The sequence below is a fragment of the Mycobacterium sp. URHB0021 genome (assembly GCF_054057895.1).
In genome coordinates this window covers 1-14,535 of record NZ_JBSRZT010000002.1, presented here as the reverse complement: position 1 = coordinate 14,535, position 14,535 = coordinate 1, and the positions used below count along the sequence as shown (strand labels likewise).

Genomic DNA, 14,535 nt, shown 5'->3' with positions numbered 1-14,535 from the left:
TAAACCCCCGCCATGCCAACCGTGTCACGGACTTTCTCCGTCTCCGCGCCACCGGATCACGTCGTCGACTACCTCAAGGATTTCGCCAATGCTGAACAGTGGGATCCCGGGACGCAGAAGTGCACGCGTATCGATTCCGGACCGCTCGCCGAAGGTGCCTCCTGGCACAACGTGTCGAACATCTTCGGCGTCACGGCGGAACTGACCTACAAGCTGACGATGCTCAGCCGACGCAAGCTGGTGTTCGTCGGCAAGAACAAATCATCGACCTCGGTAGACACCATCACCGTCGACGCCGCGGGCGCCGGTTCGGTGCTCACCTATGAGGCCGACCTCGAAATGAACGGACTGGCCAAGCTTCTCAACCCGGTGATGAAACTGGCGTTCGAAAAGCTGGCGAACGACACCGAGAAGCAACTCACGACAGTTCTCAACAAGTTGGAAACCAAGGAGCAGAAATGATCGGCACCATCCTGAGCGCACTCGTCGTCGGCCTGATCGTCGGTGCGCTGGCCCGGCTCATCATGCCGGGAAAGCAGAGCATCGGCGTCATCATGACGATCGTGCTCGGAGCGCTCGGCTCGTTCGTGGGGACCTGGCTGACATATCAGCTCGGATACTCCAACTCCAACGGAGGATTCGAGATCATCCCGTTCCTCGTCGGAATCATCATCGCCATCGTGCTGATCGCCATCTACATCGGTATCACCGGTCGCCGCGGCACCACCGTCCGTTAGCCGGGCGGCGCCAGGCGATAGATGGCACCGGCGTAGTCGTCGGTGATGTAGACCGCGCCATCGAGACCGACCACGGCAGCCACCGGCCTGCCCCATCGGCTGCCGTCCTCCGCCTGAAATCCGCCGACGAGCGTCTCGCCGTTGCCGAGACCGCCACGGCGCCAGGGAAAGAAGGCCACCTCGGGGGCCCGCGGGGGTTGGCGATTCCATGAGCCGTGCACGCCGACCAACGCCCCGTCGGCGTATGGCGCGGGCAGCTGTCCGGCAGTGAAGCTCATCCCCAGCGGAGCGGCGTGGGCGCCGAGGCTTTGTTCGACCGGCGGGAGCGATGCACAGTCCAGCTTGCTTCCGTCGACGTTGGTCTGCACGTCGCGAATGAACCGCAGATAGGCCGGGCCACCATCGGGATGGCAGTAGGGCCAACCTAATTCGCGTTGCGGCGTCAGTCTCGCGACAGCCTCCGGCGGATGGTCGTTGACGTAGGCGGGATCGACCTCGCCCTGCGACCGTCCATCGGGGACGGCGACGTTGTCGCGATTGTTGACGGCGGTCCACACCGAGTCGTCGGGGGCCACGGCAAGTCCGGTGCCATTGCGCACGCCCGTGGCGAACGGTTCGGCCGGGCCGCCGCCGGGCGGGATCCTCATGATCGTCGCGCGCGGCGGGTTCGCGTCGCGATCCTCGGCGGAGATGTTGCCCGTCGATCCGATCGAGAAGTACACGGCGCCGTCCGGTGCGGCGACGATGCTCTTGAGCGCGTGGGCGTACGCGCCGCGCAGATCGGGGCTCTTGGCGTCGGGCAGACCACCGGCGATCGTGCGGCGATTGGTGGCGCTGCCGTCGGCGTAGTCGTAGGCGTCGATCTGGTCGCTCTCGGCGACATACAGCGTAGAACCGCGGAAAGCGAGTCCGTGTGGTTGATCGAGGCCGTCGAGGAGTCTCGACTGGCGCGGCTGGTCGGTTGTCGGTTCGAGTGACAACACCCGTCCGGCGCTGGGAACCGAGACCAGCAGCCGATTGTCCGGTGTCCAAAGAGCGAGCCGCGCCTTTGGCACCCGGGCCCACACCGCCATCGTCCAGCCGGACGGTATCAACGCCTGGTGCGGCTGGTCGAACGGGGCCTGTGCGAGCTCCGGTCCGGCTTCGACGGTGAAGGGGACCAGCGCGGATGCGACAGGCGCGCGCGTGGTCGCCGGCTGCGGTGAGGGCGGTGGCGACGAGCTCGGCGCTGGTGCGAGGCTGGCGGAGCAGGCTCCGAGCAGCACAACAACTGCTGCCATGGACCCAATTCGCTTATGCCGCAGCCAAACCCGCATGCATCTCCCATGCCAGTATCTCGGCGGGCTCAAGGGCGGTCACGCGCTGGCCGCCGGATGCGGTGAACCGGACCGCATCACCCTCGTGCAGTGCTCCCGCGCCTTCCAGTTCGACCGCGCCGGAGGGCACGAACAGATGCAGATACGGAGCCTGCGGCAGCTCGACGCTGTCGCCGGCCTGCAGGCGCGCACCGTGCAGCGCCGCGTACTTGTTCTTGATGGTGATGGCGGTCTGGTCACTGTGCTGGGGCATGCCGGAGGCGATCGTCACCAGTCCACCGCGCAACAGCTCGTCGTCGATCTCGAGCTGCTGATAGCCGGGGGTGATACCAGACTCGTCGGGGACGACCCACATCTGCACGAAATGCACTGGCTCGTCGTGGGATCCCGCGCCGGTGAGCCGCCACGAGTCGTTCTTCTCCGAGTGCAGGATGCCATGGCCCGCGGACATCCGCTGTGCCAGCCCCGGGTAGATCACCCCGGAATGGCCCGTGGAGTCCTGATGCACCAGTGACCCGCGCAGCACCCATGTCACGATCTCCATGTCCCGGTGCGGATGGGTGTCAAAACCCGTGCCCGACTTGACGATGTCGTCGTTGTTGACCAGCAGCAGCCCGTGATGGGTGTTGTCGGCGTCGTAGTGGCTGCCGAACGAGAACGAGTGCTTGGAGTCCAACCATGAGATGCGCGTTTTGGCGCGTTCATCGGCGCGCCGGACATCGACGGACGGCGTGGGCGTCGTTGGCGTGGTCATCTTCAGTCATCACTCCTCTGGAGTTATCGTCAGCCTAGGCGGCCGGCCTTGACTCGGACAACATAGATGATGTGTCATGTATTCCGTGTGGCTGACCGAAGAGCAACAGCAGGTGTGGCGGGGCTATCTGGCCATGGTGAGCGGGCTGCAGTCGGCGATGCACCGCCAGCTGCAACGGGACTGCGAGCTGTCGTTGTCGGACTACGACGTGCTCGTCGCCCTTTCGGAGGGCGGACCGCAACGCATCCATGAACTCGGTGATGCGCTGGCATGGGAGCAGAGCCGGACCTCCCATCAGCTGCGACGGATGCGAGGTCGTGGCCTCGTCGAGAGCCACGGCAGCAGCGACGACCGGCGTGGTGTGGTCGTCGACCTGAGCGACAGCGGACGTGCCGCCCTGGAGGCCGCGGCGCCGGGGCACGTGGAGTTGGTGCGCAGCGTGATGTTCGACGCCCTGTCCGCTGCGCAACTGCAGGCGTTCGGCGCCGTGATCGAGGCGGTGGTGGACCGGCTCGCTACCAGTCCGCCTCCCCGGACGCGATGACGCCGAGAATGCTCTTGCCGCCCAGTGCGGCAGGCCGATGGGGCTAGCGCCTCCACATTGGCAGCGCTTACAGCACGGAGGGCAGGCCGAAGCTCGCGAACAGCCCGTCCCCGGCGTGAAACGCCACCACATGCGAGACGCCGCCGGGGCGGATCTCCAACACGTGGAGCTGGAACTCCTCGTGCGCGCCGGTCTCACGGTTGAGCATGTAGAGCGCTGCGGCGGGTTGGCCATTGGCGATGGTCTGCACGAAACGCATATCGCCGGGCCCCTCGGCGGGGCAGTGCGTCTTGGAGAGCGCGACGATGTTCGCCGGACCCTGGTACCAGCCATCGAACGGCGGCATCTCGAAAACGGCGTCGGCGGTGAACAACTCGACCAGCCGGTCCATGTCATAGGACTCGAACGCCGCGATGTACTTCGCGAGCTGATCCTGCGCCTCCGGTGAGTCCGGCGCGGCGATCTCGTCGTCCTCGCTGGGGCTGACCGCGTCGAGTTGGGCCCGGGCGCGCTGCAGCAGGCTGTTGACCGCGGCGGTCGAGGCGCCGATCGCCTCACCCACCTCCGAGGCCTTCCACTGCAGAACCTCGCGGAGAACCAGCACGGCACGCTGGCGCGCCGACAGGTGCTGCAAGGCGGCCACGAAAGCCAACCGCACCGACTCCCGCGACTCCGCGATCACCGACGGGTCGGACGGGTCTTCCTTCGGCGCGTCCGGCAGCGGCTCGAGCCAGGTGATCTCGCGGTGTTCGGCGATGTCGCCGGTCGGGTCCGACGCCGGTGCGCCCAAACCGGTGGGCAGCGGGCGGCGTTTGCGGCCGTCGAGCGAGGTCAGGCACGTGTTCGTGGCGATCCGGTACAGCCAGGTGCGCACCGACGATTTGCCTTGGAAACCCTGGTAGGACTTCCAGGCCCGCAGGTACGTTTCCTGCACCAGATCCTCGGCGTCGTGCAACGAGCCGGTCATTCGGTAGCAGTGCGCCAGCAATTCGCGGCGGTAGCGCTGGGCGTCGGCGAGGAAAACGTCTGAGGCGGCTTCCTCATCACCTGATTCGAGACTGTGGGCGAGGACGGTCACCTCGCCGAGCTTACGCAGTCGGGGTGACAACCGTCACTCTCGTGACGGCGACCACTACATGTTCGCCCGCTACTCTCCCCTGATGGCCACAACCCGCAGCGAGCACAGCTTCGACGGTGTCGGCGGCATCCGCATCGTCTACGACGTGTGGACCCCAGCGGCCGATCCGCGCGGCGTCGTGGTGCTTTCCCACGGATACGCCGAGCACGCGCGCCGCTACGACCACGTCGCCGAGCGTTTCGGCGAGGCGGGTCTGGTCACCTACGCGCTGGACCATCGCGGCCACGGCCGCTCCGGCGGCAAGCGCGTCTACCTCAGGGACATCTCGGAGTACACCGGCGACTTCCACACCCTGGTCGGAATCGCCTCCGCCGCCTATCCCGAACTCACGCGCATCGTGCTGGGCCACAGCATGGGCGGCGGCATCGTGTTCGCCTACGGCGTCGAATATCCCGACCACTACGACGCGATGGTGCTGTCCGGTCCCGCCGTCGACGCGCAGGACGGCGTGTCACCCGTGATGATGGTGCTCGCCAAGACGCTGGGCAGGCTCGTTCCGGGCCTGCCCGTCGAGCACCTGCCCACCGACGCGGTGTCGCGCGATCCCGAGGTGGTGGCCGCCTACAACGCCGATCCGCTGGTGCACCACGGCAGGTTGCCCGCGGGCATCGCGCGTGCGTTGATCGGTGTCGGCGAGACCATGCCGCAGCGTGCGGGTGCGCTCGCCGCACCGCTGCTGGTGGTGCACGGCGAACAGGACAAGCTGATCCCCGTCAAGGGCAGCAGGCATCTCGTCGAATGCGTGGCGTCCGATGACGTACACCTGAAGGTCTATCCCGGGCTCTACCACGAGGTGTTCAACGAGCCCGAGAAGGAGTTGGTGCTCGACGACGTGACCTCGTGGATCCAGGCGAAGCTATGAAACCCTCGAAAATTGTTGCCGCCCTTCTACTGGCGGTCGCCGTGCTGGTGGGCTGTTCGTCCGGCGAGCAGGCACAGCCACCGCAGCCGCCGCAACCGAAAGGCTGGGTCGACGACGACATCAGCTTCGTCGCCGACGGCCTCACCATCCACGGCTCCTATCGCCACGACCACGACGCGCCACCCGGACCTGCGGCTCTGCTGATCTCCGAGAGCGGCAACACCGACCGCAACGGCGACAACGCGGTCGCCGGCCCCGTCGGCAACATGCGCCAGCTCGCCGAACTGCTGTCGGACCGGAAGATCGCCAGCCTGCGCTACGACAAGGTCGGCACGGGCAAGACCGGGCTCGGCCCCTACGCGGCGCGGCCCGCCGACGTCGGCAGCGCCGTCTACACCACCGGCGCGAAGGCCGCGGTGCGTTTCCTGGCGCAACAGGGCGGTACGGACAAGGCTCGCGTCTCCGTCTACGCACTCGGCGAGGGCACCATCCACGCCATGGCGCTGGCAACCGACACCGCCCCCGACGCCCCGAAGGTCCACTCGCTGGGCCTCTTCGAGCCGCTGTCCGGCCGCTACCTCGACATCATCACCGCCAAGGTGCGCGCCGACGGTGACCCCGCGACCCTGTCGGCCTGGCTGGCCGCCGTCGACGAGGTCCGCACCAAGGGCACCGCACCGGCGAAGCTGCCGCAGGGGCTGGGCGCGGTCCTCAACCCGGGCAACGTCAAGGCTGTGGTGGAAGCCGACGCGATCGATCCGCTGGCACTGGCCGCCAAAGTGCCTGCGGGCACCCCGGTCCTGCTGACCTGCTCGGACTCCGACGGCCAGGCCGGCTGCGCCGCCGAACAGCCACTCATCGCCGCGCTGCAGCACGCCGCGCTGACCGTCGTCGAACTCAAGGGCGTCAACCATGTGCTGCGCGACGACCCGACCGACAACGTGGCCAACTACGCCAAGACGGACCCACTTTCTCCACAACTGGTCACCGCGCTGGACGGCTTCGTCAGCAGGTGATGTCGCCGACGGGCTTTAATCTGGCGGCATGAGCGACGACAAGATGTTGGCACGTATCGCCGCGCTGCTGCGTCAGGCCGAAGGCACCGACAACGAGCACGAGGCCGAGGCGTTCATGGCGGCCGCCCAGCGACTGGCCACCGCGACGTCCATCGACCTCGCGGTGGCGCGATCGCACTCGGACAAGCGCACCAAGGCGCAGATCCCGACGCAGCGGACCATCACCATCGGCAACGCGGGAGCGCGGGGACTGCGCACCTATGTGCAACTGTTCGTGGTGATCGCCGCCGCCAACGACGTGAAGTGCGATGTCGCGTCGAACTCGACGTTCGTCTACGCCTACGGCTTCGCCGAGGACATCGACGCCAGCCATGCGCTGTACGCCGGTCTCTTGACGCAGATGGTGAAGGCCTCCGAGGCGTACATCGGGTCCGGCGCGCATCGGCCGACGCCGACCATCACCGCGCGGATCAACTTCCAGCTGGCCTTCGGCGGCAGGGTCGGCAAGCGGCTGACCGAGGCGCGCGAAGAGGCGCAGCGAGAAGCCACCAAGGGTGGTGACAGCCGTCCCGGCACGGCCATCGCATTGCGGGACAAGGACATCGAGCTGAAGGACTTCTACCGTCACACCTCCCAGGCGCGGGGTACCTGGCGGGCCAGCAGCGCCACGGCCGGGTACTCGTCGGCGGCGCGGCGCGCCGGTGATCGCGCCGGGCAACGGGCCCGCCTGGGCAACAGCCCCGAGCTGGCAGGCGCCCGCTCTGCGCTGAAGAAGTGACGCCCCGCGACACTCAGCGCGCGAAGGTCTACGCCGCCGAAGAGTTCGTCCGGACGCTGTTCGACCGGGCCGATGAACACGGCAACCGGACCGTCGAGTTCTTCGGCACCCAGCTGACGCTCCCGCCGGAAGGCCGGTTCGCGTCGGTGTCCGCGGCGCAGCGCTACGTCGACGATGTGCTCACCCATCCCGCCGTCCGTCGGCGGTGGCCCGCCGCTGCGCCGCTGACCGTTAGGCCCCGCCGCGGCGCCACGGCCGCCCACTATGAACGCGCCGACGGCGCAGCCACCGTCGCGGTGCCCGACCGGCGCAGCTCCTGGGCGCTGCGGGAGCTGGTCGTGCTGCACGAGATCGCCCACCACCTCACCGACGCCGAACCGCCCCACGGCAGCGAGTTCGTCGCCACCTTCTGCGAACTCGCCGAAGCCGTGATGGGACCCGAGGTGGCCCATGTGCTGCGAGTGGTATACGCGAAAGAAGGTGTGCGGTAGGGGGGTAACGTCAGGGTCGTGCCAGAGCCGGATCCCGAAGAGCTCGACCAGATGTTCAATCGCCTGCTGCGGACCGAGGACGACGTGCTGGCGGCGGCCCGCCACACGGGTGAAGAAGCGGGCATGCCGGCCATCGAGGTCTCCGCACAGCACGGAAAGCTGCTGTTCCTCCTCGCCACCGCCATCCGCGCGTCCCGCGTGCTGGAGATCGGCACCCTCGCCGGCTACAGCACCATCAACCTGGCGCGTGCGGTCGGCTCGGACGGCCGCGTCGTCTCGCTGGAGTACGAGCCCAGGCACGCCGAGGTCGCCCGCAAGAATCTCGTCCGCGCCGGTGTGGGTGATCGCGTCGAGGTGATCGTGGGAGCCGCGCTCGACTCGCTGCCACAACTCGCCGCCGCCGAAGAGACCTTCGACCTCATCTTCATCGACGCCGACAAGGAGAACAACATCGCCTACGTCGAGTGGGCGATCAAGCTCGGCAGGATGGGTGCGGTCATCGTCGTGGACAACATCGCGCGCTCGGGACGGGTGCTGAACCCCGCGCCCGACGATCGCCAGGCCCGCGCGGTGCGCGACATGTTCGAGATGATGGGGGAGAACCCCCGGCTGGAGGCGGCCGCCATCCAGACGGTCGGCACCAAGGGCTGGGACGGGTTCGCTGTCGCGGTGGTGACGTAGCGGGTCAGCGTGCGCCGACGTCGGCCGGACTCGTGTCCGCGATCAGCGCGTCGACCGGCGCGCTGCCGTGCACCCAACGTCTCCGCCGTGACGAGACGCCTGCCCGGCCGACGAATCCGACGAACACAGCACCCGCACTTCGGGCGCATCAATAGCTGCGACATACTCTTCGGTCGGCCGCCGATGACGGATCCGCCAGACACTTCGGCGTTTGGCGCGCGGTCCCGACGGGCACTGCAACCCCGATGGACTTCGGATTGCGGCAGGGGATGCTGACCGTGGAGCGCGACATGGCCGCTGCGCCCGCGCTGGTCTGGGACGTGCTGACGGACCTCGACGCCTGGCCCCGGTGGGGGCCGACGGTCCAACGCGCGGAGTTGTCGGAGGCCGACCAACTCGGTCGCGGCGAGCGCGGCAAGGTGTGGACCCCACTTGGGGTCGCGTTGCCGTTCACCATCACCGAATACGAAGCGGGCCGCCACTGGGCATGGCAGGTCGCGGGTATCCCGGCCACCCGTCACGGGGTGGAACCGAACGGGGACGGCTGTCGCGCCTGGATGGGCGTCCCGTGGTGGGCGCCGGCCTACCTGGCGGTGTGTGCGATCGCGCTGCAGCGCATCGACCGGATGACCAGCTAGCCGCAGACCGCGCCGTTGGCTGCCGAGCCGACCAGCTTGCGGTACTTCGCCAGCACACCCGTCGTGTACTTGGCGGCCGGTGGGTTGAATCCGCTACGGCGGGAATCGAACTCGTCGGAATCGACCAGAACGTCGAGGGTGCCCTTGCCGACGTCGAGACGAATCGGGTCGCCGTCCCGCAGGAACGCGATCGGGCCCGCGTCGACGGCCTCCGGTGCGATGTGTCCGACGCACAGGCCGGTGGTGCCACCGGAGAACCGTCCGTCGGTCATCAGCAGCACGTCCTTGCCCAGTCCGGCGCCCTTGATGGCGCCGGTGATGGCGAGCATCTCGCGCATCCCCGGGCCGCCCTTCGGCCCCTCGTAGCGGATCACGACGACATCGCCCGCGACGATGGTGCCGTCCTCCAGCGCGTCCATGGCGGCCCGCTCGCCGTCGAAAACCCTTGCGGTGCCGTCGAACACGTCGGAGTCGAAGCCCGCCGACTTGACCACGGCGCCTTCGGGAGCCAGCGAGCCGTGCAAGATCGTGATGCCGCCGGTCGGGTGGATCGGATTGCTCAACGCGCGCAGCACCTTGCCGTCGGGATCCGGCGGCGCGATGTGGGCGAGGTTCTCGGCCATGGTCTTGCCGGTGACGGTGAGGCAGTCACCATGCATGAGGCCGGCATCGAGCAGTGCCTTCATGACCACGGGCACGCCACCGATGTGGTCGACGTCGAACATCACGTGCTTGCCGAACGGTTTGACGTCGGCGAGGTGCGGCACCTTCGCGCCGACCCGGATGAAGTCGTCGAGGGTCAGCTTCACATCCGCCTCATGCGCGATGGCGAGCAGATGGAGCACTGCATTGGTCGACCCGCCGAAGGCCATGACCACCGCGATGGCGTTCTCGAACGCCTCCTTCGTCATGATGTCGCGAGCAGTGATGCCGCGCTTGAGCAGTTCGACGACGGCCTCGCCGCTCCTGCGTGCGAACCCGTCGCGGCGGCGGTCGGTGGCAGGCGGGGCCGCGCTGCCCGGCAGTGACATCCCGATCGCCTCGGCGGCACTGGCCATGGTGTTGGCGGTGTACATGCCGCCACACGCGCCTTCGCCGGGACAGATCGCCCGCTCGATGGCGTCGACGTCCTCGCGTGACATCAGCCCCCGCGCACACGCCCCGACGGCCTCGAACGCGTCGATGATCGTGACGTCCATCTCGGTGCCGTCGGACAACTTGGCGATGCCGGGCAGGATGGACCCGGCATAGAGGAACACGCTGGCCAGGTCGAGGCGGGCCGCGGCCATCAGCATGCCGGGCAACGACTTGTCGCAGCCGGCGAGGAGCACCGAGCCGTCGAGGCGTTCGGCCATCATCACGGTCTCGACGCTGTCGGCGATCACCTCACGCGACACCAGCGAGAAGTGCATGCCCTCATGGCCCATCGAGATGCCGTCGGACACCGAGATGGTGCCGAACTCCATCGGATATCCGCCTGCGGCGTGCACCCCGTCCTTGACCGCCTTGGCCAGCCGGTCCAGCGACAGGTTGCAGGGGGTGATCTCGTTCCACGAGGATCCGACGCCGATCTGCGACTTGACGAAATCTTCGTCGCCCATGCCTACCGCGCGCAGCATTCCTCGGGCTGCGGCCTTTTCCAGGCCGTCGGTGACGTCGCGACTGCGGGGCTTGATATCCGGGGCTGAGGGCATGGTTGTCAGTATGCCTTCGGCGTTTCGCCCGGCCAAACCGTTATCTATACCCCAGTGGGGTATCCGGTAGGCTGGTGGCATGTCGCCGATCGCCACCCGGATGGTCGCCGCGTTTGCCGCCGGTGCCGTCGCACTGTTGCTCTCGTCGTGCACCAGCCCGGCCGGATCTGCCGGATCTCCTGGAGACGGACACACCGACCACACACACACCGCGGATGCACCCGCCATCACCGGGGCGCCCGAGGGCTACAACGCCGACGATGTCGCGTTCGCGACCAACATGATTCCCCACCACCGGCAGGCCGTCGAGCTGTCCGGTCTGGTCGACTCCCGCTCCACCGACCCCGGGCTCGTCGGTCTGGCGCAGCAGATCGCCGCCGCCCAGCAACCGGAGATCGAGACGATGAAGGTGTTCCTCGTGCAGTGGAACGAGAACCCCGACACCAGCAGCGGGCATGCCGGCCACGGTGGCGCCATGCAGGGCATGGTCGATGACGCGACGATGGTGCGGTTGAACTCGCTGAGCGGCGCCGAATTCGACGAAGTGTGGCTGGAGTCGATGATCGGCCACCATCAGGGCGCCATCGAGATGGCCAAGGCGGAGATCGCCAACGGCGACAATGAGGACGCCAAGCGCCTCGCGCAGAGCATCGTCGACACGCAGCAGGCGGAGATCGGGCAGATGAACCAGATGCTGGGAGGAGGCTAGCGATGGCCGGAGACGGGCAGGAACCCGGCAGGCACGGGTATTCGCCGCAGAAGGAGGACTACGCGAAGCGGCTGCGCCGAATCGAGGGGCAGGTGCGCGGCATCGCCAAGATGATCGACGAGGACAAGTACTGCATCGACGTCCTCACCCAGATCAGCGCCGTCAACAGTGCGCTGCAGTCCGTCGCGCTGGGGTTGCTCGACGAACACCTCGGACACTGCGTCTCCCAGGCCGTCACCGAGGGCGGTGACCAGGCGGATGTCAAGCTGGCCGAGGCGTCCGCGGCGATCGCGCGCCTCGTCCGCTCCTAGAGTCGCCCAGCACTTCTTCGACTCGGGCCACCTTGGCCGTGAGCTGATCGGCGTGGCCCGGCCGGATGTCGGCCTTGAGCACCAGGCTGACCCGCGGTGCGGCGGCGCTGAGAGCTTCGACCGCCTGCTTGACCACCGCCATCACCTCGTCCCACTCGCCCTCGATGTTGGTGAACATCGCGTTGGTCTCGTTCGGCAGGCCCGAGGCGCGAACCACCCGGACGGCTTCGGCCACGGCTTCGCCGACACCGCCGGTGTCATCGCCGCCCGACGGGCTGACGCTGAAGGCAACGATCATCGATCGGCTCCCCGCTACTGCTTGCTGAACCCGGTCGGGCGCACGACCAGGATCACCCGGTCTGCCTTGTCGGGGGGAGCCTCGGTCAGCGGTCCGCTGTAGCGGTCGTTGAGCTTCACGTAGAAGGCGCCGGTCGGATCCGGGATGATCTCCTCGACGACGCCCCGGACCTCGAGAAAGCGGTACGGGTTGTCCGGGTCGATGATCGACATCGCCACCTTCGGATTGGCTTCGATGTTGCGGAACTTCTGCCGTTTGGTGGTGTGGGTGAAGCGCAGCAGCTCACCGTCCCAGGCGAACCACATGGCGTTCGCCTGGGGGCTGCCGTCGGGCCGCACGGTGGCGAGGTGCCCGAACAGCGGGCGATCCAACAGCGATTCATACCCCTCGGGAATGGCGACCATCACGATCCTCTCTCGGTTAGGCGGCAATCGACCAAAGGTCACAACGTGATCCGGCACGATTCCCATCCGGGGCGGATACGGTTGGGCACCCGCTATGACGATCGATACCACACCGCCGCCCGCCTACACGTGGACCCCACGCGTCGGTGTGCAGCTGACGGTGCTGGCGGCGGCCGCCTTCGTCTACGTCACCGCCGAGATGGTTCCGGTCGGCGCGCTGCCTGCCATCGCGGCCGACCTGCGCATCAGCGAGGCGCTCGTCGGCACGCTGCTCGCGAGCTACGCCCTGGTGGCGGCCGTCACGACGATTCCGCTGGTGCGGCTCACGGCCGCCTGGCCACGGCGCCGTACGCTGCTGGCGACCCTGGTGTGCTTGACTGCCGCGCAGCTCATTTCGGCGCTCGCGCCCAACTTCACGGTGCTCGCCTCCGGCCGCTTGTTGTGTGCGCTGTCCCACGGGCTGATGTGGTCGGTGATCGCGCCGATCGGTGCCCGATTGGTGCCCGTCACCCACGCGGGCCGCGCCACCACCGCGGTCTACGCCGGAACCAGCCTGGCGCTGGTGGTCGGGAACCCGCTGACGGCCGGCCTGAGCGAACTGTGGAGTTGGCGGTCGGCCGTCGTCGTGGTCGCCGTCGCCGCCGCGGCGGTCACCGGCGCCGCCTGGGTCACGCTTCCGGTGATGGCGACCTCACCCGGCGGCACCGAAGGATCCCGCCGGCGTGAACCCCATCACCTCAACGGCCGACTCGTGGCGCTGTCCGTGCTGACCCTGATCGGTGTCACCGGCCATTTCATCTCCTACACATTCATCGTGGTGATCATCCGCGAGGTGGTCGGCGTCCACGGCGTGCACCTGGCGTGGCTGTTGGTGGCCTTCGGGCTCGCCGGCCTTGTCACGATGGGCGTGTTGGCCCGTCCGCTGGATCAATGGCCCCGGGCCACCGTGGTGGGCTGCCTCGGCGTACTGGCGGCCGCGTTCGCCGCGTTGGCGTCGCTGGCGTTCGATCACCGCGCGGGTCTGATCACCCCGGCCGTCGGCATCGGCGCGATCGTGTGCTGGGGCGCGGCGTCCACCGCGCTGCCACCGATGCTTCAGGCTGCCGCGATGCGCACCGCGCCCCGCGATCCGGACGGGGCGTCGGGACTCTATGTCGCCGCCTTCCAGGTCGGCATCATGGCCGGTTCGTTGTCGGGTGGATTTCTGTACGAACGGGCCGGGCTGGGCGTGATGATCGCGGCGTCGACGGTGCTGATGATTCTCGCGCTGACCGGTGTTTCATGCTCACGGGGTTTGTTCGCGGTTCCTCAGAAAACCGACAGGAAGTAACGTTGCGCGCCGCGTTGCGATGAACACAGCAGTTCAGCGACTTGTGCCGAACTGTTGTCGGGGTTCCAAGCCGTACCTGAAGGCGGTAGCCGGCGCCGACGCGTGACACACTGGATCGAGAATTCGTGACTGGAGGTAGTCGTATGCGGCAGCGGATGAGGGGGAGGCTGGTCACCGCGATCCTCGCGGTTGGACTGGTCGCAGGAGTGCTGGCAAGCCCGTCTGCACTGGCGGATCCGGAGGTCGCGCCACCGCCGCCGGCCCCGATCGATCCCGCAGCGGCGCCCGCGCCCGCACCGGTCGATCCGTTCGCACCGCCGCCGGTGGCCGACCCGATCGGGTTCCCGGCACCACCGCCGCCCGCCGATCCGCTGGCCCCGCCGCCTGCCGATCCGTTCGTGCCGCCGCCGGCCAACCCGCTGGCCGCCGCGCAACCCACGGTGATCCCGGAGGGCACCCCCGCGGGTCAGAACCCGACGCCCTACACCGGCGAGCCGGTATTCGCGCCGCCGACGTTCAATCCGACGAACGGCTCCAAGGTCGGCGCCGCCAAGCCGATCTACATCAACTTCCAGCGACCGATCGCCGACCGGGCCATGGCCGAGCAGGCGATCCACATCTCGTCGGTCCCGCCGGTGCCGGGCCGGTTCTACTGGACCAGCGACACCCAGGTGCGCTGGCGGCCGCAGGATTTCTGGCCTGCAGGCACCGTCGTCAACATCGACGCAGGCGGCACCAAGTCGAGCTTCACCGTTCCCGAGCAGCTGGTGGCCACCATCGATGACGCGACGCACCAGATGACAGTCGTACGTAACGGCAAGGTGGAGAAGACCA

General features: G+C 67.9%; 19 protein-coding genes. 13 read left to right on the top strand and 6 right to left on the bottom strand.

Annotation, left to right across the window (positions count from 1 at the left end; genetic code table 11):
- Nucleotides 1-12: 12 nt before the first annotated feature.
- Nucleotides 13-462 carry an SRPBCC family protein gene (locus ACVWWN_RS02230; RefSeq protein WP_457142431.1) on the top strand — a complete coding sequence of 150 codons (450 nt, stop codon included), beginning with the start codon at nucleotides 13-15 and terminating at the stop codon, nucleotides 460-462.
- Nucleotides 459-737 carry a GlsB/YeaQ/YmgE family stress response membrane protein gene (locus ACVWWN_RS02225; RefSeq protein WP_457142430.1) on the top strand — a complete coding sequence of 93 codons (279 nt, stop codon included), beginning with the start codon at nucleotides 459-461 and terminating at the stop codon, nucleotides 735-737. The genes ACVWWN_RS02230 and ACVWWN_RS02225 overlap by 4 nt, the downstream gene beginning before the upstream one ends.
- On the opposite strand, the gene ACVWWN_RS02220 is transcribed toward ACVWWN_RS02225, so the two are convergent.
- Both ACVWWN_RS02220 and ACVWWN_RS02215 read right to left on the bottom strand, forming a co-directional pair.
- Nucleotides 734-2,053 (bottom strand): PQQ-dependent sugar dehydrogenase, encoded by a 1,320-nt coding sequence (locus tag ACVWWN_RS02220; protein WP_457142429.1) that lies wholly within the window; start codon nucleotides 2,051-2,053, stop codon nucleotides 734-736. The two genes, ACVWWN_RS02225 and ACVWWN_RS02220, sit on opposite strands and share 4 nt — an antisense overlap.
- Nucleotides 2,031-2,807, bottom strand: coding sequence for a pirin family protein (locus ACVWWN_RS02215; protein ID WP_457142428.1), 777 nt, complete (start codon nucleotides 2,805-2,807; stop codon nucleotides 2,031-2,033). Before ACVWWN_RS02215 ends, ACVWWN_RS02220 begins: the two co-directional genes overlap by 23 nt.
- 76 nt (nucleotides 2,808-2,883) lie before the next feature.
- On the opposite strand from ACVWWN_RS02215, the gene ACVWWN_RS02210 reads away from it, so the two are divergent.
- A complete protein-coding gene (locus ACVWWN_RS02210) occupies nucleotides 2,884-3,351 on the top strand; it encodes a MarR family winged helix-turn-helix transcriptional regulator (protein WP_457142427.1) in 468 nt (155 codons plus the stop codon).
- 67 nt (nucleotides 3,352-3,418) lie between these two features.
- Here the strand turns inward: ACVWWN_RS02210 and ACVWWN_RS02205 are convergent, their stop codons facing one another.
- On the bottom strand, nucleotides 3,419-4,459 hold the full coding sequence (locus tag ACVWWN_RS02205) for a sigma-70 family RNA polymerase sigma factor (RefSeq protein ID WP_457142426.1): 1,041 nt from the start codon (nucleotides 4,457-4,459) through the stop codon (nucleotides 3,419-3,421).
- Between the two features lie 52 nt (nucleotides 4,460-4,511).
- Between ACVWWN_RS02205 and ACVWWN_RS02200 the strand changes: the two genes are divergently transcribed.
- From ACVWWN_RS02200 to ACVWWN_RS02175, 6 genes are all read left to right on the top strand, one after another.
- Nucleotides 4,512-5,351 (top strand): alpha/beta hydrolase, encoded by an 840-nt coding sequence (locus ACVWWN_RS02200; RefSeq protein ID WP_457142425.1) that lies wholly within the window; start codon nucleotides 4,512-4,514, stop codon nucleotides 5,349-5,351.
- Nucleotides 5,348-6,367, top strand: coding sequence for a hypothetical protein (locus tag ACVWWN_RS02195; RefSeq protein ID WP_457142424.1), 1,020 nt, complete (start codon nucleotides 5,348-5,350; stop codon nucleotides 6,365-6,367). Before ACVWWN_RS02200 ends, ACVWWN_RS02195 begins: the two co-directional genes overlap by 4 nt.
- Before the next feature lie 28 nt (nucleotides 6,368-6,395).
- Nucleotides 6,396-7,145 (top strand): DUF2786 domain-containing protein, encoded by a 750-nt coding sequence (locus ACVWWN_RS02190; protein WP_457142423.1) that lies wholly within the window; start codon nucleotides 6,396-6,398, stop codon nucleotides 7,143-7,145.
- On the top strand, nucleotides 7,142-7,636 hold the full coding sequence (locus ACVWWN_RS02185; protein ID WP_457142422.1) for a TIGR04338 family metallohydrolase: 495 nt from the start codon (nucleotides 7,142-7,144) through the stop codon (nucleotides 7,634-7,636). The genes ACVWWN_RS02190 and ACVWWN_RS02185 overlap by 4 nt, the downstream gene beginning before the upstream one ends.
- A gap of 51 nt (nucleotides 7,637-7,687) precedes the next feature.
- Nucleotides 7,688-8,317 carry an O-methyltransferase gene (locus tag ACVWWN_RS02180; protein ID WP_457148968.1) on the top strand — a complete coding sequence of 210 codons (630 nt, stop codon included), beginning with the start codon at nucleotides 7,688-7,690 and terminating at the stop codon, nucleotides 8,315-8,317.
- A 245-nt stretch (nucleotides 8,318-8,562) separates the two neighbouring features.
- Nucleotides 8,563-8,955 (top strand): SRPBCC family protein, encoded by a 393-nt coding sequence (locus tag ACVWWN_RS02175; protein WP_457142421.1) that lies wholly within the window; start codon nucleotides 8,563-8,565, stop codon nucleotides 8,953-8,955.
- Here ACVWWN_RS02175 and ilvD read toward each other — a convergent pair.
- Nucleotides 8,952-10,649: a dihydroxy-acid dehydratase gene (ilvD, locus tag ACVWWN_RS02170; RefSeq protein ID WP_457142420.1), complete on the bottom strand. Its 1,698-nt coding sequence runs from the start codon at nucleotides 10,647-10,649 to the stop codon at nucleotides 8,952-8,954. The genes ACVWWN_RS02175 and ilvD overlap by 4 nt on opposite strands.
- 79 nt (nucleotides 10,650-10,728) lie before the next feature.
- Here ilvD and ACVWWN_RS02165 point away from each other — a divergent pair, with 79 nt between their 5' ends.
- Together ACVWWN_RS02165 and ricR are read left to right on the top strand one after the other, a co-directional pair.
- Nucleotides 10,729-11,358: a DUF305 domain-containing protein gene (locus ACVWWN_RS02165; protein WP_457142419.1), complete on the top strand. Its 630-nt coding sequence runs from the start codon at nucleotides 10,729-10,731 to the stop codon at nucleotides 11,356-11,358.
- 2 nt (nucleotides 11,359-11,360) lie between these two features.
- Nucleotides 11,361-11,669 carry a copper-sensing transcriptional repressor RicR gene (ricR, locus tag ACVWWN_RS02160; protein WP_457142418.1) on the top strand — a complete coding sequence of 103 codons (309 nt, stop codon included), beginning with the start codon at nucleotides 11,361-11,363 and terminating at the stop codon, nucleotides 11,667-11,669.
- Here the strand turns inward: ricR and ACVWWN_RS02155 are convergent.
- Together ACVWWN_RS02155 and ACVWWN_RS02150 are read right to left on the bottom strand one after the other, a co-directional pair.
- Nucleotides 11,620-11,967, bottom strand: coding sequence for a thiamine-binding protein (locus ACVWWN_RS02155; RefSeq protein WP_457142417.1), 348 nt, complete (start codon nucleotides 11,965-11,967; stop codon nucleotides 11,620-11,622). The genes ricR and ACVWWN_RS02155 overlap by 50 nt on opposite strands.
- A gap of 14 nt (nucleotides 11,968-11,981) precedes the next feature.
- Entirely contained in the window at nucleotides 11,982-12,371 is a 390-nt protein-coding gene (locus ACVWWN_RS02150) for a PPOX class F420-dependent oxidoreductase (protein WP_457142416.1), read from the bottom strand.
- Nucleotides 12,372-12,465: 94 nt separating this feature from the next.
- Here ACVWWN_RS02150 and ACVWWN_RS02145 point away from each other — a divergent pair, with 94 nt between their 5' ends.
- Together ACVWWN_RS02145 and ACVWWN_RS02140 are read left to right on the top strand one after the other, a co-directional pair.
- Nucleotides 12,466-13,701 (top strand): MFS transporter, encoded by a 1,236-nt coding sequence (locus tag ACVWWN_RS02145; protein WP_457142415.1) that lies wholly within the window; start codon nucleotides 12,466-12,468, stop codon nucleotides 13,699-13,701.
- Between the two features lie 143 nt (nucleotides 13,702-13,844).
- Nucleotides 13,845-14,535, top strand: a 691-nt coding sequence (locus ACVWWN_RS02140; RefSeq protein WP_457142414.1) for an Ig-like domain-containing protein, incomplete at its 3' end; no start/stop codon positions are given.

Bases quoted from the DNA above. Each gene is read 5' to 3' on its own strand.
- ricR (WP_457142418.1), top strand. From the start codon at position 11,361: ATGGCCGGAGACGGGCAGGAACCCGGCAGGCACGGGTATTCGCCGCAG.
- ACVWWN_RS02230 (WP_457142431.1), top strand. From the start codon at position 13: ATGCCAACCGTGTCACGGACTTTCTCCGTCTCCGCGCCACCGGATCAC.
- ACVWWN_RS02165 (WP_457142419.1), top strand. From the start codon at position 10,729: ATGTCGCCGATCGCCACCCGGATGGTCGCCGCGTTTGCCGCCGGTGCC.
- ACVWWN_RS02190 (WP_457142423.1), top strand. From the start codon at position 6,396: ATGAGCGACGACAAGATGTTGGCACGTATCGCCGCGCTGCTGCGTCAG.
- ACVWWN_RS02155 (WP_457142417.1), bottom strand. From the start codon at position 11,967: ATGATCGTTGCCTTCAGCGTCAGCCCGTCGGGCGGCGATGACACCGGC.
- ACVWWN_RS02175 (WP_457142421.1), top strand. From the start codon at position 8,563: ATGGACTTCGGATTGCGGCAGGGGATGCTGACCGTGGAGCGCGACATG.
- ACVWWN_RS02150 (WP_457142416.1), bottom strand. From the start codon at position 12,371: ATGGTCGCCATTCCCGAGGGGTATGAATCGCTGTTGGATCGCCCGCTG.
- ACVWWN_RS02210 (WP_457142427.1), top strand. From the start codon at position 2,884: ATGTATTCCGTGTGGCTGACCGAAGAGCAACAGCAGGTGTGGCGGGGC.
- ilvD (WP_457142420.1), bottom strand. From the start codon at position 10,649: ATGCCCTCAGCCCCGGATATCAAGCCCCGCAGTCGCGACGTCACCGAC.
- ACVWWN_RS02145 (WP_457142415.1), top strand. From the start codon at position 12,466: ATGACGATCGATACCACACCGCCGCCCGCCTACACGTGGACCCCACGC.
- ACVWWN_RS02195 (WP_457142424.1), top strand. From the start codon at position 5,348: ATGAAACCCTCGAAAATTGTTGCCGCCCTTCTACTGGCGGTCGCCGTG.
- ACVWWN_RS02225 (WP_457142430.1), top strand. From the start codon at position 459: ATGATCGGCACCATCCTGAGCGCACTCGTCGTCGGCCTGATCGTCGGT.
- ACVWWN_RS02220 (WP_457142429.1), bottom strand. From the start codon at position 2,053: ATGCGGGTTTGGCTGCGGCATAAGCGAATTGGGTCCATGGCAGCAGTT.
- ACVWWN_RS02200 (WP_457142425.1), top strand. From the start codon at position 4,512: ATGGCCACAACCCGCAGCGAGCACAGCTTCGACGGTGTCGGCGGCATC.
- ACVWWN_RS02180 (WP_457148968.1), top strand. From the start codon at position 7,688: ATGTTCAATCGCCTGCTGCGGACCGAGGACGACGTGCTGGCGGCGGCC.
- ACVWWN_RS02215 (WP_457142428.1), bottom strand. From the start codon at position 2,807: ATGACCACGCCAACGACGCCCACGCCGTCCGTCGATGTCCGGCGCGCC.